Below are 14,521 nucleotides of genomic sequence, written 5' to 3'. Positions count from 1 at the left end.
TTCACCGTGTCATCTGTATGCGGACGCGGCGCCGCCGGGGCGCCGCGTCGGCCTCGGGCTGGACGAAGGTCGTCCAGCCCAGCTGGCAGCTGCCGCCCTCGCCCAGCCGCATGGGGCGGACCTCGCTCTCCAGCAGCTCGAGTTCCAGGTCGTAGGCCAGGGGTTCGCGCAGCACGAAGTCGACCAGGGTGCGCAGCGCCTGGTGGTCGCGCCCGTCGGGCAGGAAGTCGCGGAAGCGCGCCAGGTCCAGGCCGCGCAGGCACAGCGCGAACTTGCCGCTGATGTCGGCGACCCGGCCGCCGGCGACCATGTCCTGGCCCAGGGTGGCGCAGGCCAGGCCCGTGCGGCTGCGCTGGTCCGCCGGGATCTCGACCCGGCGCAGCACCCAGGGCTCGACCTCGACCCCGTCGAGGTCGAAGCAGTGGCCGACGATGCCCGCCACCACGTCCGGCGAGCGCGAGCGACCGGCCAGCAGGCCGGCATAGGCCAGCATCTTGCTCCAGTTGATCGACGTCTCGCCGCGCAGCCGCTCGTCGGCCAGCCCGACCAGGGCGAAGACCGCCGCCGAGAAGCCGTCCTCGGCGCCGTCCTGGTAGCGCACGTGGTGGCGGTACTTGCGCCAGCCGCGGTGCAGCAGCGACAGCAGCCGATGGTTGAACAGGTCGAGGAAGTCGCCGGCCGCGCCCTCGCGATGGACCTCGGCATGGGCCATCGCCTCCAGGTAGTAGCCCGGCAGCGGCGACTGGGCGCCCTGCAGCCCCAGGAAGCTGACGCGCAGGGCGTAGCGCCCGGTCTCGCGGGGGGCGAGGTCGACCACGTCGCTGCCCGGGAAGCCCAGCGAGGCGGAGGCCTGGAAACGCACGCGCTCGGCGCTCGGGTCGGCCTCGCGGTCGCCCTCGAGGTCGTCGCCGTGGTGCCGGTGGAGCAGCTCGACCAGCTGGTAGAAATCGTAGCGTCGGGCCCCGTCGACCAGGGGTGCCAGCGCTACATCAGGGGCTGCTGGCCCGACTGCAAGGTCCATGCGTAGCGCTCGCGGTTGTGGAGGTTGGTGACATGCAACTCGTGGAAGGAGTTGATGCTGGCGTACAGCGAGAAGAACCGGGACAGCACGCTGGCGAACAGGAAGAGGCTGCCCTCGTCGCCGAAGGCCTCCTGGTCCAGGGTCATCTCGGAGCGCAGGCCGCGCACCGGCAGGCCCCGATACAGCCGGTCCACCGGCTGGGTCTGGATGTCGACGATGCCCGCCAGGCGCTGCTGGGCGATGCGCTCGGCCTGGCGGTCGACCAGCGCGCGGAAGTCGTAGACGCGCAGCACCGAGCGCAGCGCATCGCGGTCGAGCAGCGACAGGTAGTTGAGCGACAGGTTGGAGATCAGCGTCCACAGCAGGCTGCCGTCGAGGGTCGGGCGCATCGCCGGGGTCGGCCGGGTGATGTTGCGAAAGCCGGCGAAGGCCGGGCTGTCCTCGGTGGGCCGGCAGACGTCGCCGATGGTCAGCCGTTCCGGCAGCTCGCGGTTGGAGCAGGTCAGGCGCAGCGAGATGGTCTCGCGCAGGCCCAGGCAGGCCTGCTCGTCGCCGCGCACGAAGGCGATATCGTGGTCGAAGCCGTCGCCGCGCAGGCTGTCGCGGACCCGCACCCGGTAGTAGAGCGCCTGGCGCCCCCGGTCGCGCTCGACCTGGTGCTCGAAGCTCTCGAAGGGCACGTAGCGGCGCGGCTCGCCGCGGATGCGCCCGGCCTCGCTCTCCAGCCAGCCCGCGACCTCGTCGACGCTGAACACCTCGTAGTGGGCGGGGAAGCGGCTGCTGGGGCGAATGCGGTACTCGCTGCGCTCGCCGCTCAAGTCCACCGGGTCGGCGTCATGGGCGAAGAGGTTGATCGCCGGGGTGCAGTACAGCGCCAGGCTCTCGTCCCCCACCCGGGCATCCGCCGGCAGGGTGCGGGTAAAGGTGAAGCGCAGGGTCAGCCGCTCGGCCGGGCGCGACGGCAGGTAGTCGCCCAGGCCCTCGAGGTCGAAGAACTGGAAGGCCTCGGGGAAGCACAGGTACTCCTGCAGGATGCGATAGCCCTGGTAGACGTTGCGCGGGTACGGCAGCAGGGCGTCCTCGGCGGCGAAGCCCACCGGCGCCAGCAGGCGGGTGGGCAGCGGCAGCCGCTGGCCGTCGACCTCGAGCTCGAGGCCGGCCAGGTAGTGGTTGAGCCACAGGTAGAGGGTGCGGGCCGTGTAGCCGCTGCCGCCCAGGTGCAGGCGCAGGTCGGTGACCCCCAGGGCATCCAGGGGCTGGTCGCTGTGCACCGCCAGGTCGAGCTCGACCACCGAGGCCTCCCGGGAGTGGCGGGCGGTGACCCCGTCGTGGGCCAGGGGGTAGAGCGTCAGCTCGTGGCAGGTGCGAAAGGTGCAGGCCGTGCCCTCGACCTCGCGGCTGGCCAGGGAGGTGCCGCGGGGCACCGCCTGGGCGCCGCTCAGGCCGTGCCAGTGGGGGGCGAACTGCACCACCGTCATGCTCGGCACCGGGCGCAGGTAGTTGGGCCACAGCATGCCGATCAGCGCGTGGGTGAGCTCGGGGAACTCGTCATCGACCTTCTCGCGCAGCCGCCCGGACAGGAAGGCGAACCCCTCGAGCAGGCGCTCGACGTCGGGGTCGGTGCTCTGCTCGGCGAGGAAGCGGCTGAGGCCGGGATTGCCCTCGGCAAACTCGCGGCCCTGGCGCTTCAGGAAGTCGAGCTCGTCCCGGTAGTAGCGGTTCAGCATGATGGCCTCAGTTCACGCACTGGTAGCGCTTGTCGTTGAGCAACAGGTCGATGGTGGTCTCGGTGGCCTCGCGCCCCAGCTCCAGGGTGGCCTGGACCTGGAAGCGCAACTGCAGCGGGTCACCGTCGTTGGGCTGGGTCTCGACCCGCACGCGCCGGACCCGCGGCTCGTAGCGCTCGATGCACTCGCGGATCGCGCGCTCGACCTTGAGCTCGAGGTCGAGCACGCCCAGCGTGGCGTCGTTGAAGTCCAGCAGGCCCAGCGCCGGGGCACACTCGCTGTGCCCCGGGTGGCTGTTGAGCAGGTCGACCAGGTGGCGCTTGATGGAGACCAGGGTGGCCTCCAGCGCCCGCTCGCCCTCCGGCACCGGGCGCTCCGGTGCCGACAGGCGCTCGAAGAGCCGTGCGCCGGGCCGCCCGCCGCGATCCCTGAAGGCGGTCATGGCGTCAGTCCTTGTCGAGGCGTCCCACCAGCGACAGCTCGAAGTTGGCGCCCATGTACTTGAAGTGCGGGCGGACCGCCAGCGAGACGCGATACCAGCCCGGGTCGCCCTCGACGTCCGAGACCTGCACCGAGGCGGCGCGCAGCGGACGGCGACTGCGCACGTCGGCCGGGGGGTTCTCCTGGTCGGCGACGTACTGGCGGATCCAGGTGTTGAGCTCGCGCTCCAGGTCCTGGCGCTCCTTCCAGGAGCCGATCTGCTCGCGCTGCAGCACCTTGATGTAGTGGGCCAGGCGATTGACGATGAACACGTAGGGCAGCTGGGTGCCGAGCTTGAAGTTGGTCTCGGCCTCGCGTCCCTCGGGGGTGTTGGGGAAGCTCCTGGGCTTCTGCACCGAGTTGGCGGAGAAGAAGGCGGCGTTGTCGCTGCCCTTGCGCATGGTCAGCGAGATGAAGCCCTCCTCGGCCATCTCGAATTCCCGCCGGTCGGTGACCAGCACCTCGGTGGGAATCTTGCTCTGCAGCTGCCCCAGCGCCTCGTAGGTGTGCACCGGCAGGTTCTCGACCGCCCCGCCGCTCTGCGGCCCGATGATGTTCGGGCACCAGCGGTACCTGGCGAAGCTGTCGTTGAGGCGCTCGGCGAGCAGGTAGGCGGTGTTGCCCCACAGGTAGTGGTCGTGGCTCTCGCTGACCGACTCCTCGTAGTGGAAGGACTTGACCGGGTTCTCGACCGGGTCGTAGGGCATGCGCAGCAGGAAGCGCGGCGCGGTGAGGCCCAGGTAGCGGGAATCCTCGGACTCGCGCAGGCTGCGCCAGCGGGCGTACTTGGGGCCCTCGAAGATCGCCTTGAAGTCCTTGATGTTGGGCAGCTCCTCGAAGCTGTCGATGCCGAAGAAGCTCGGCGCCACCGAGGACAGGAAGGGCGCGTGGGACATGGCCCCCACCGAGGCGGTGTACTGCAGCAGCTTGATGTCGGGGGTCGAGGGCGTGAAATCGTAATGGCCGATCATCGCCGCCACCGGCTCGCCGCCGAACTGGCCGTACTCGGCCGCATAGACGTGCTGGTAGAGGCCGCTCTGGCTGATCTCCGGGGCGAACTCGAAGTCCTCGAGCAACTCCTCCTTGGTGGCGTGGAGGACGTTGAGCTTGATGTTCTCGCGAAAGTCGGTGCGATCGACCAGCAGCTTCAGGCCCCGCCAGGCCGACTCGAGATGCTGGAAGCCCGGGTCGTGGAGGATCTCGTCGACCTGGTGGCCGATCTTGCGATCCAGCTCGACGATCATCCGGTCGACGACCGACTTGTTGACCTGCGCCTGGCCATCGTCGCTCTTCAGCAGCTCGCTGATGAAGGCGGCGACGCCCTGCTTGGCCACGTCGTAGCCTTCGTCGGCGGGGGCCATGCGCGTCTGGGCCATCACCTGGTCGAGCAGGGATTCCTCGGCGCGGGCCTCGGCGGCGGGCGCCTGGGACTGGGTGGATTCGCTCATGAGGGGTGCCTCGCTTCCATGCGTGAAGGGATCAGGTATCGCCCGCGGACCGGGCGTCGTCGAGCAGTTCGAGCTCGCTCAGCAACTGGTCCCGAGCCTCGGGGTTCTCGATCAGCGCCTGCAGGCGCTCGCGAAAGGCCGGCACATTGCCCAGCGGTCCCTTGAGGGCCACCAGCGCCTCGCGCAGCTCGACCAGCTTGCGCAGCTCGGGCACCTGGCGCGCCACGCTGTCGGGGGCGAAATCCGCCAGCGACTGGAAGCTCAGGTCCACGGCCAGTTGCTTGTCCTGTTCTGCCTCCAGGCGATTGGGCACGCTGGCCTGCAGCCCCAGGCCGGCCTCGCGCATCACCGACTGGAAGTTGTTCTTGTCCACCGAGACGGCGTCGCGCTCCTCGATCGGCGTCTCCTCGGCGCCGCCCTTGAAGTCGCCGACCACCAGCAGCTTCTGCGGCAGTTCGGTCTCGGCTTGCTGGTCCCCGGTGGCGGGCACGTACTTGATGTTGATGCGCTCCTTCGGCGCAACGGACCCTTCTTTGGCCATCTTCGAGCTTCCTCCCTGCGGATAACGGCGCCACGCCCCGGCCGGCCCCTTCCCCGGAGCCGTGCCCAGCCAGGCGCAGACGATGCGACATCCAGCCGACCGGCATGGGCGGCCGACGCTGGCATTGTCGAATGTGGGCGCGAGGGTACCAACTCGAATGAGGCGCGTGGGGGAGCCCCGACGGAGGCCGGGCGCGTCGGGCCGGGGCGTCCGGCGAGGAGGGAATGAAGAAAATGCACCAAAAAGGCGCCATCAGCGGCAAACGTCAGGAAAAGCACTCGCGCCGACGCCATCAAACATCGGTAATGTAGGATATTTCCTACAAAAGAAAACTGCTTTCACTTACATGCGCTATCGGTGGAACTACGCCCCTCAGGCCCGCTCCAGGGGCGATGCCCCCCGGGCCAGGGCCATGATCTCGGCGCTCGGCATCGGCCGGGCCAGGCCGAACCCCTGAACGTGGGTGCAGCCGTAACGCTCCAGGGCCGCCAGGCAGGCGAGGTCCTCGACGCCCTCGGCGACCACCCGGATGCCCAGCCGCCGCCCGAGCAGCGCCACGGCCTCGACGATGGCGGCATCCTGCAGGTCCTCATGCAGGCGACTGACGAAGCTGCGGTCGACCTTGAGCTCGCTGATCGGCAGCAGCTGCAGGCGCGCCAGGGACGAGAACCCCACGCCGAAGTCGTCCACCGAGACCTCCAGCCCGGTGAGGTGCAGGCGGGCCGCCACCTCGCTGCTGAGCAGCTCGTCCTCCATGGAGGCGGTCTCGGTGATCTCCAGCACCAGCGGTGCCCCACCGGCCGAGTGCCAGCCCTCGCGGACCAGGGCGATCAGTTCCTGGCACATCAGGTCATCGGGGGTGACGTTCATCGACAGCGACAGGTTGAGACCGGCCCGGCGCCAGTGGGCGGCATCGGCCATGGCCAGCTGCAGCACGCGACGGGTCAGCAAGCGGCCCTGGGCCGCGGTCAGCAGCGGCAGGAAGTCGCCGGGCACCAGCAGGCCCGCCTCGGGATGGTTCCAGCGCACCAGGGCCTCGACGCCGGACAGCCGCCGGCTCGCCAGGTCGAACTGGGGCTGGTAGTGGAGGATCAGCTCCTGGCGCTCGAAGGCCCGTTCCAGCTCCTGCTGGTGGAAGAACGGCGGACGAATCTCGGGCGGCCCGGCGGTCGCCTCCCCCTCCAGGCCCTCGAGGCGGTCGCGCAGCTCGCCGAGCCGCATGGGCTTGTCCAGGGAGGGCAGCATGTTGAGCCCCAGGGCCTCGCCCAGCCGCTCGGCGATGCGCGCCACCTTGCGCTCGACGCCGCTGAGCAGCAGGACCCGCCCCCCATAGCGGCACTCGGCGAGCCGACGCAGCATCGCGATGCCGTCCTGCTCGCCGAACGCCAGCCCCATGACGACGAGTTGCGGCGCCTTGGCCAGCACCTCGCCGACCAGCTGGTGGGCATGCCGGCAATAGCGCGTTTCCACCCCCAGCACCCGCAACTGGACCGCCAGGGCGGCGGCGGCATCCGGGTCGTCCTCGAGCAGTACCGCCAGGGCATGAGTGGAGGCCTCATTCATCAGTACGGCTTCCGATAGATGAAAAACCTAGCGTATCAGTCTCGCCGCCTCCCGACCCGGGGGCCCACGTGATCGACGTCAACGCAACCTCAGCCGATCGGGCCGGCAACCACCCTCAGCGCCAGCGCCAGCAGCAGCACCCCGGTGGCCCGGTTGATCCAGTGGGCGCGCGCCTGCAGCCAGGGCAGGACCCGGGAGTGGGAGAGGCTGACCGCCACCAGCACGTACCAGCCGCCATCGATGATCATCGCCGTGAGCACGATGATCGCCCGGGCCGCCAGGCTCATGTCCGGGGTCACGAACTGGCTGAGCAGGGCGACGAAGAACAGGATCAGCTTGGGATTGCCCAGCGCCACCAGCATGCCCTCCCGGGCGGCCTGGCTCCCGGAGGTGGCCAGGGCCTCGGCACTGAGCGCCCCGGCGCGACCGGCACGCAGCGCCTTGACGCCCAGCCAGGCCAGGTAGGCCGCCCCGCCCCAGGTGATCGCCTGGAACAGCAGCGGAAAGCGCACGATCAGCGCCCCCAGCCCCCAGACGGTCAGCAAGGCATAGAGACCGACGCCCAGGGCATGGGACAGCGCCGCCGCCACCCCGGGCAGGCGCCCGCCGCCCAGGGTGTGGCGCAGCACCAGGGCCAGGCTCGGCCCCGGCGACATGGCGCCCATGGCACAGATCGCGGCCAGTGACATCCACAGCGACAACGGCATGATCAATCTCCTCGGGTCATGTGCGACATGGTCTCAGCGATGAAACTGCCCGGCCCGCTCGGGCTGCCAGAGCACCGCCTCGATGCGCAGGCGGGCCGACCCGCCGCCGGGCAGCGGCCAGTCGATGACATCCCCGACCCGCAGGCCGAGCAGGGCCGCCCCCACCGGGGCCATCACCGAGAGGCCATCCTCGATCTCGGGCAGCGAATACGGGTAGACCAGGGTGCGAATGATGCGGCCTTGCCGGGCCAGGTCCGTGAACAGCACCTGGCTGTTCATGCTCACCACGTCCTCGGGCATCTCCTGCGGATCATACACCTCGCCGCGCAGCAATTCGGCTTCCAGGGCCTCCGCCACCTCTCGATCACCGGCGGCCTCGTCGATCAGACGCTGCAAGCGCTCGGCGTCCAGGCGATTGATGATCAAGGGGGGACGCTGTGTCATCGCTGACCTCCATGTGTCGTCCGGGCCGGCCCCGTTCCGGGAGCCAACGACAACAGCCCTCCCCCCGCCGACGGGAGCAGGACTGCCACGCTTCTCACCAGAGGATATCCCTGCTGCGACCACAGACAGCGCCTCGGCGAGCTGGTTCAGCCCCGGACAGCCACCACGGGCAATGCCGCCAGGACGCGGGCCACCTGCTGCATGTCGAGATCGCCGAGGTGGCCGCCGGTCTCGATCATCGCGCTGTGCTCGGCCAGCGGGCGCCAGCGCCGCTGGGGACGCGCGTAGAGCCCGAGGGTCGGCCGATTCCAGGCGCTCGCCATGTGCAGCACCGCCGTATCGGGGGTCACCACCAGGGCGGCATGCTTCACGATGGCCACGCTGTGCGGCAGGCTCACCGCCAGTGGCAGCCGGTGCACATCGGGCATGTCGGCCGCCAGCCGGCGCGCCTTGTCCTCGCCGCCGGGGCCGAAGACCATCACCACGGGCCGGCCCAGGATGTCCCGCAGCAGCTCACAGAGTCGCCGCCCCTGCGCGAGGGACAACTGGCGCGCCGGATGACTGCCATCCAGGTTGAGGGCAACATAGGCGCCCAGCGGTTCCACGCAACGCCTGACCCGCGCCTCGTCGTCGGCGGCGATCGGAAACTCATAGGTGCCCGGCACCTCGGCGATGCCGGCCTCCCGCATCAGGGCGGCCCAGCAGTGCGGACGGGCCTCGCCGCGATCCTGCATCGCCTGGGCTTCACCGAACAGCGACGCGTAGCAGCGCATCGGCGAGGCCCCCAGCTTCAGGTTGCAGCGCGCCCGCAGGGTGCCGACGAAGCAGCGCGTGGGCACATCGTCGCGGATGGTGCCTTCCACGCAGAGATCGACGCGGCCATGTCGGGCGCGAAGGTCGCGGGCCACGCCACGCATCGCCCTGAGATCCTTGTCGTCGGCGAGCGTGACCACCTCGACGCGCTCGTCGGCGAGTTCCTGGAAGACGATCTCGTTGTAGGTCGAGGCAACGATGACCAGACGGGACACCCGGCGGGCCTGCAGGGCACGGATGACCGGGAAGACGGCCATGCCGTCCCCGATGCGCTTGGGCACGAACAGCACTACCGTATGCAGGGTATCGGGCAACCGCGGCTCCGGTGTGTAGTCGTGGCGCCACTGGCTGTAGCAGAGGCGAAGCGTCCGACGGGGATGGCGCAGAAGCTGCTGGAAGAATTTGGCGGAAGCGGCCATAGATGAAGTCGACAACCAGACACGGAAAAGGGGAGAGCAGCGCGTCCTTGTCCCTCGTCGCGTGGCCACAGGCTTCGCCCCGGCTGACGGGTGGAGCGCCGGCATCCGGGCGGCCTGGCCAGACGGACGCCCGCCCGGGGAACCAATGAAAACAGCCCTCCCCTCGCCATCGCGAGAGAAGGACCGGTCGCCTAGCATACGATATCGTGATGCCGTGCGACAGGGCGGGGACCCGCGCAGGCGGCAAGGGTACACTGCCGTGACGCCGCCCGGGCGATCCTGGCCGCCAGCGCCAATCCCGGCGCCGGGCCCATGGCCCTCCACCCCCGGACAGCAGGGACCGCATGACCGACGACACCCAGCAAGCACCGCCCCAGGCCGACCCACGCACCCTGACGACGCTGATCGCCCGGGTGCAGCAGGCGGGGCGACGACGGGAGGACGTGAGCCTGGAAGCGATCCTCGATACGGTGGGGCGGCGCAGCTTCGCGCCCTTCCTGCTGATCGCCGGGCTGGTCACCCTGGCACCTCTGCTCGGCGACATCCCCGGGGTGCCGACCCTGATGGGCAGCCTGGTGGTGCTGGTGGCCGCCCAAATGCTGCTCGGCCGGAAGCATATCTGGCTACCGCGCGGCCTGTTGCGGCGACGGGTGTCCCGCGAGCGTTTCGTGCGGGTCACCAACTGGATGGTGCGCCCCGCGCACTGGATCGACCGTCTGCTGCGGGCGCGCCTGGTGTGGCTCGCCCGTCGCCCGGCCCACCTCCCGGTGGCCCTGACCTGCCTGCTGATCGGCCTGGCGATGCCGCCGATGGAGCTGGTGCCCTTTACTGCCAACGGGGCCGGCCTGGCGCTGACGCTCTTCGGCCTGGCCCTGCTCGCCGAGGACGGCCTGATGGCGCTGCTGGGCTACCTGCTGACCGGCGGCACCCTGCTCATGGTGATCATCGGCCTCGCCTGACGCAGCGACTGTGGAGCACTCGATGCCAAGAGCCAATCCTCGACTGAGACGCGCCGTGATCCTCGCGGCCGGGACGGGCTACGCCGCCAAGGGCATCGTCTATCTGCTGGTGGGCGGCCTGGCCTTCCTGGCGGCGACCGGCCTGGGGGGCGACAACGTCGGCACCAAGGAAGCCCTCTACGGCCTGGCCAGCGAGCCCTTCGGCGACCTGATGCTCGGCGGGCTGGCGGCCGGGCTCGCCGCCTATGCCGCCTGGCGCCTCCTCCAGGCCCTGCTGGATGCCGAGAACGTCGGTCGAGGGCCCAAGGGCCTCGTCACGCGCCTGGGCTTCCTGATCAGCAGCCTCATCCATGGCAGCCTCGGGATCTACTGCGTCGACCTGTTGCGCGACGCCGCCAGCGCGTCGGGACAGGACACGGCCAGCGATCGCACCGCCCTGGTGATGAGCCACCAGGGCGGGCTCTACGTGATCTTCGCCATCGGCCTGGTGTTCATCGCCATCGGCCTGCGGCAGCTATGGCGGGCCATCCGGCGCAGCTATATCAGCAACTGGAACCGCCAGGACATGGGGCCGCTGCAACGCCGGCTGGCGGACATCATCACCCGCTGGGGACTCTCGGCCCGCGGCCTGGTCTTCCAGGTGATCGGCCTGTTCCTGTGCATCTCGGCCTGGCAGGCCGACCCCAGCGAGGCCCAGGGCCTCGGCGGCGCGCTGAACGTGCTGGCCGAGCAGCCCTTCGGCCCCTGGCTGCTCGGCGCGGTGGCCCTCGGCCTGGCGAGCTACGGCCTCTACTGCCTGATCAATGCGTTCTTTCGGGACACCAGCATCGACTGATCGAACGACGCCTCATGGCGCTCCCCGGCAGGCCTCGTGCTCCATCTCCAGGTAGGCGGTGAACGCCTCGAGGGACATCGGCTTGGCAAACCAGTGGCCCTGAAACGCCTCACAGCCTAGCGAGAGAAGATACTCGTACTGTGCCTCGGTCTCGATGCCCTCCGCCAGGACGCGGAGCTCCAGCTCCTTGGCCAGGGTGATCACCCCCTTGCAGATCGCGGCATCCTTGTCGTTCTCCGTGACCTCCTGAACGAAGGAACGGTCGATCTTGATCGTGTCGATCGGCAGGGAACGGATATAGCTCAGGCTGGAATAGCCGGTGCCGAAGTCATCGATGGCCGTGCTGAATCCCATCTCCGCCAGGACCTCGAGGATCTCGATGGCCCCCTGGGTATCATGCATGAGGATGCTTTCGGTCAGCTCCAGTTCGACGTACTCGGCCGACAGGCCCGACTCATCCAGTAGCTGTCGCAGGGTGGTCAGGAAGTTGGGACGATGGAACTGCATGGGGGACAGGTTGATCGCCACCCGGCCGGGCATCAGCCCGCGCTCGACGAGCCGGCGCGTATCCCCGCAGGCACGCCGCATTACCCAGCGGCTCAGCTCCATGATCTGGCCGGTCTCCTCGGCCAGGGGGATGAACTCCGCCGGCGAGACCCAGCCCCGAGTCGGGTGCGGCCAGCGCAGCAGCGCCTCGGCGCCGCAGACGCGGCCCCGCTGATCGATCAGCGGCTGGTAGTACATCTGCAGCAGATCGCGATCCAGGGCCTCCTGGAGCTCGTTACGCAGGCTCACCCGCTGCGACAGCTTCCAATCCAGGTCACTGGTGAAGCGCTGCCAGGTGTTGCGCCCCTGCTGCTTGGCCTTGTACATCGCCATGTCCGCCTGCTGCACTAGCTTCTCCGCCTCCTGCAGGCGATCATCCTCCAGCAGGGCGAGACCGATGCTGGCCGAGACATGCAACTCGTGGGTATGGATGGTATGTGGCCGGGCCAGGTCCTCGAGGAGCCGCTCCGCGACGTGCTCGGCCTCCAGATCGTGCTCGACATCGGGCAGCAGCAGCAGAAACTCGTCGCCGCCGACCCGCGCCAGGGTATCGCCGGTTCGCAGATGCTGCGAGAGACGCTCGGCGACGCTGACCAGCAGCCGGTCGCCCACCTCATGACCCAGGGCGTCGTTGATGGGCTTGAACTCGTCCAGGTCGATGAACAGCACGGCCAGCACGGTGCGATGGCGGCGCGCCAAGGCGAAGTCATGGGCGAGATGGTCATGGAACAGCGAGCGGTTGGGCAGCCCCGTCAACACGTCGTGGGTCGCCTGAAACGCCAGCTGATCCTCCTGGGCCTTCCTCCCCGAGATGTCGTTCATGACGGCGATGCAGTGCGTCATCTCGCCCTGCCGATTTCGCACCGGCGACAGGAACACCTGGTTCCAGAAGGGCGTGCCGTCACGCTTGCACGTCCTCAGGGTCAGGGAAAGCTCCTCGCCCTCGCTCAAGGCAGTGCGAATGGCAGCAACGTCTTCAGGGTCCGTGCCGGGCCCGGCAAGAAATCCCGGCGTCTGATCGAGGATCTGCTCCGGCGCATAACCCGTGATGCGGCAGACGGCCGGATTGACATAGACCACCGAGCCGCCCTCTCGCCGCTTGTCCAGGATAAGCACGCCGTTGCTGCTGGCCTCGAGACTGCGCTCCATGAGCGCCAAGTGCTCCTGGGCGGCCATCCGTTCGGTGATGTCGTTGAAGATTCCGAACACGCCCTCGACACGGCCCTGCACCATGATCGGCAGGAACTCCACCTCGAAATCCCGCAACTCACCGCCGAGGCGACAGCGCATCTCGAACTCACGTGGGTTGCCTGCCGCGGCGCTCTCGAACGCCTCCTCGATGTCCGGCCCGGTATCGCTCCCCAGGGACTGGATCACCTCGCGGAAATGGCGCCCCGCGGCCCGGTGGCCCATGGTGGCCAGGGCCGCCGGGTTGGCTTCTCGCACGCCTCCCCTGACATCCATCGACAGTGCCGCATTCGGCGTCTGCGAGAAGAGCGAGCGAAAGTGTTCCTCGCTGACCTCCAGTGCATGGGCCTGCTGGCGGCGGATGCTGGCCAGGGCCCGACTCACCATGACCTGATAGGTGAAGAACAGCCCCATCACACCCAGCGCTGGTGGCAAGGCGCCGGCCAGCGTCGCGATCGAGGCCGGGCCATCATGGGCCGACAGGGTCAGGGATGGGCCATTGGGCAAGGCTGCCACGGCGCGCCCCAGGACCTCCTCAGTGTCATGATGGGGACCGTCGTGCGTCATGATGGTGATGGCATCCCACTCGGGCAACGAGATAGCGACTCGGAAATCATGGAATCCCGTGGGGACATAGCCTTCGATCAACCGCGAGAAATCGATGACGCCGATGACCCCTTGATCGAGACCGCTACTGATCCTGGTCGCCAACAGGGCAAGGTCCGGACGGCCGGGGTCCGGGAACCACCATGCCATACGCCAGCTTGACTCGCTGAAGGCACGACGCCACGCCAGGCCCTCTACACTCTGCAGATTCACCGCCATCCAGTGCAGGGTGGCGGGCGCTTGGGCCTTCTGCCACTGCACCTCCCCGAGGTTATCCACCACCATCAAGGCCCGCAGACTGACGTTATCCCGCAAGACACTCTGCGTATCCACCTCGCCCATGAGCTCTCCGGGCACCCCGCCGCTGAGCTGCCAGCGCTCGGTCATTCGCATCAGCAGGTCGACCTTCTCCTGCTGCACGCGCTCGACCATGGACGCCAGATTCTCGACCAGATGCGTCGCCTCGTCGCGACGCTCGAGATGATACGTCCAGCTTCCGAGCAACCAGATGAGCAGGCTCGCCACGACCCCCACGCCTCCCGAGCCCAGCACGGATGCTGGCAGCACGATGCCGCCGGAAGCATGATCCCGTGCGGCGATCAGCATGATCATGCCGAGGGCCATCGACAGCAGGCCGCCCAACGGGCTGAGGCCGCTCAGCAGGTCGCCGCTCGCCTCCGGCACCGGCACCGGCCAGACACGAACCACCAGGATCGTCAGGCCCAGCAGAAGACTCAGACCGGCGACCCAGCGCCAGGCGCGGCGATACACCGGTCGCCCGAGGCCCAGCAGGCAGCAGCCGGAGAACAGCATCAACAGAAGGGAGGGCAAGAGCGGCAGGGGCTGGTAGCCGGACAGGAAGGCGCTGGACGGCATGTCGGCGACGTGATGCACCACCCCATGACCGCCGAGGAGCATCAATAGCGGCGCCACCGCCAGCCGGATCCAATGCCCCCCCAGGATCACCGCCGTGTACCCGACTCCGGTGAGCAACACCGCCACATCCGCCCCGAGGCTGAGATCCAGTTGCGAGGGAAGCAGCACCCGCGGAAAGGCTTCGAGCAGCAGTCCCCCCAGGCCAACCAGCATGCCGGCGACGAGCAGGATGAACCTCAGTACCTGAAACGTAAGCTCCTGGTTCTGCTTCACAACGCCACCCTGGTGTGGGGCCGTCGAACTGCTCGACCGGCCGCGTCGCCGGATGTGTCATCACAACAGGCGCCT

12 protein-coding genes are annotated in these 14,521 nt (G+C 68.8%); 2 read left to right on the top strand and 10 right to left on the bottom strand.

Translation table 11 applies throughout. The features are described from left to right. Position 1 precedes the first annotated feature (1 nt). From tssG to QWY76_RS00625, 9 genes are all read right to left on the bottom strand, one after another. Positions 2-1,021, bottom strand: a complete 1,020-nt coding sequence (tssG, locus tag QWY76_RS00665; RefSeq protein ID WP_290309184.1) for a type VI secretion system baseplate subunit TssG — start codon at positions 1,019-1,021, stop codon at positions 2-4. Next, positions 985-2,748: a type VI secretion system baseplate subunit TssF gene (gene tssF, locus QWY76_RS00660; protein WP_290309183.1), complete on the bottom strand. Its 1,764-nt coding sequence runs from the start codon at positions 2,746-2,748 to the stop codon at positions 985-987. The genes tssG and tssF overlap by 37 nt, the downstream gene beginning before the upstream one ends. A gap of 7 nt (positions 2,749-2,755) precedes the next feature. After that, complete coding sequence (gene tssE, locus QWY76_RS00655; protein WP_183384921.1) at positions 2,756-3,190, bottom strand: type VI secretion system baseplate subunit TssE; 435 nt, start codon at positions 3,188-3,190, stop codon at positions 2,756-2,758. A 4-nt stretch (positions 3,191-3,194) separates the two neighbouring features. After that, positions 3,195-4,676, bottom strand: a complete 1,482-nt coding sequence (gene tssC / locus QWY76_RS00650; RefSeq protein ID WP_183384920.1) for a type VI secretion system contractile sheath large subunit — start codon at positions 4,674-4,676, stop codon at positions 3,195-3,197. 31 nt (positions 4,677-4,707) lie between these two features. Beyond that, complete coding sequence (gene tssB, locus QWY76_RS00645) at positions 4,708-5,217, bottom strand: type VI secretion system contractile sheath small subunit (protein WP_290309182.1); 510 nt, start codon at positions 5,215-5,217, stop codon at positions 4,708-4,710. Between the two features lie 372 nt (positions 5,218-5,589). Then, the gene (locus QWY76_RS00640; protein ID WP_290309181.1) at positions 5,590-6,780 is read right to left on the bottom strand and encodes an EAL domain-containing response regulator; all 1,191 of its coding nucleotides are present in this window, start codon (positions 6,778-6,780) and stop codon (positions 5,590-5,592) included. 89 nt (positions 6,781-6,869) lie between these two features. Continuing rightward, positions 6,870-7,487, bottom strand: coding sequence for a LysE family translocator (locus QWY76_RS00635; protein ID WP_290309180.1), 618 nt, complete (start codon positions 7,485-7,487; stop codon positions 6,870-6,872). Between the two features lie 33 nt (positions 7,488-7,520). Next, positions 7,521-7,931, bottom strand: a complete 411-nt coding sequence (rnk, locus tag QWY76_RS00630) for a nucleoside diphosphate kinase regulator (RefSeq protein WP_290309179.1) — start codon at positions 7,929-7,931, stop codon at positions 7,521-7,523. A gap of 146 nt (positions 7,932-8,077) precedes the next feature. Beyond that, positions 8,078-9,163 carry a glycosyltransferase family 9 protein gene (locus QWY76_RS00625; RefSeq protein WP_290309178.1) on the bottom strand — a complete coding sequence of 362 codons (1,086 nt, stop codon included), beginning with the start codon at positions 9,161-9,163 and terminating at the stop codon, positions 8,078-8,080. 344 nt (positions 9,164-9,507) lie between these two features. Here QWY76_RS00625 and QWY76_RS00620 point away from each other — a divergent pair, with 344 nt between their 5' ends. Together QWY76_RS00620 and QWY76_RS00615 are read left to right on the top strand one after the other, a co-directional pair. Next, complete coding sequence (locus QWY76_RS00620; RefSeq protein ID WP_290309177.1) at positions 9,508-10,122, top strand: exopolysaccharide biosynthesis protein; 615 nt, start codon at positions 9,508-9,510, stop codon at positions 10,120-10,122. Positions 10,123-10,144: 22 nt separating this feature from the next. After that, positions 10,145-10,957, top strand: coding sequence for a DUF1206 domain-containing protein (locus tag QWY76_RS00615; RefSeq protein ID WP_290309176.1), 813 nt, complete (start codon positions 10,145-10,147; stop codon positions 10,955-10,957). A gap of 12 nt (positions 10,958-10,969) precedes the next feature. Here QWY76_RS00615 and QWY76_RS00610 read toward each other — a convergent pair whose 3' ends face one another. After that, positions 10,970-14,446: a putative bifunctional diguanylate cyclase/phosphodiesterase gene (locus QWY76_RS00610; protein WP_290309175.1), complete on the bottom strand. Its 3,477-nt coding sequence runs from the start codon at positions 14,444-14,446 to the stop codon at positions 10,970-10,972. Positions 14,447-14,521 lie beyond the last annotated feature (75 nt).

Source organism: Halomonas maura (genome assembly GCF_030409305.1).
Classification (GTDB): Bacteria; Pseudomonadota; Gammaproteobacteria; order Pseudomonadales; family Halomonadaceae; genus Halomonas; species Halomonas maura.
Note: the sequence above shows the minus strand (reverse complement) of the source record. Positions and strands in the feature narration are given on the sequence as shown.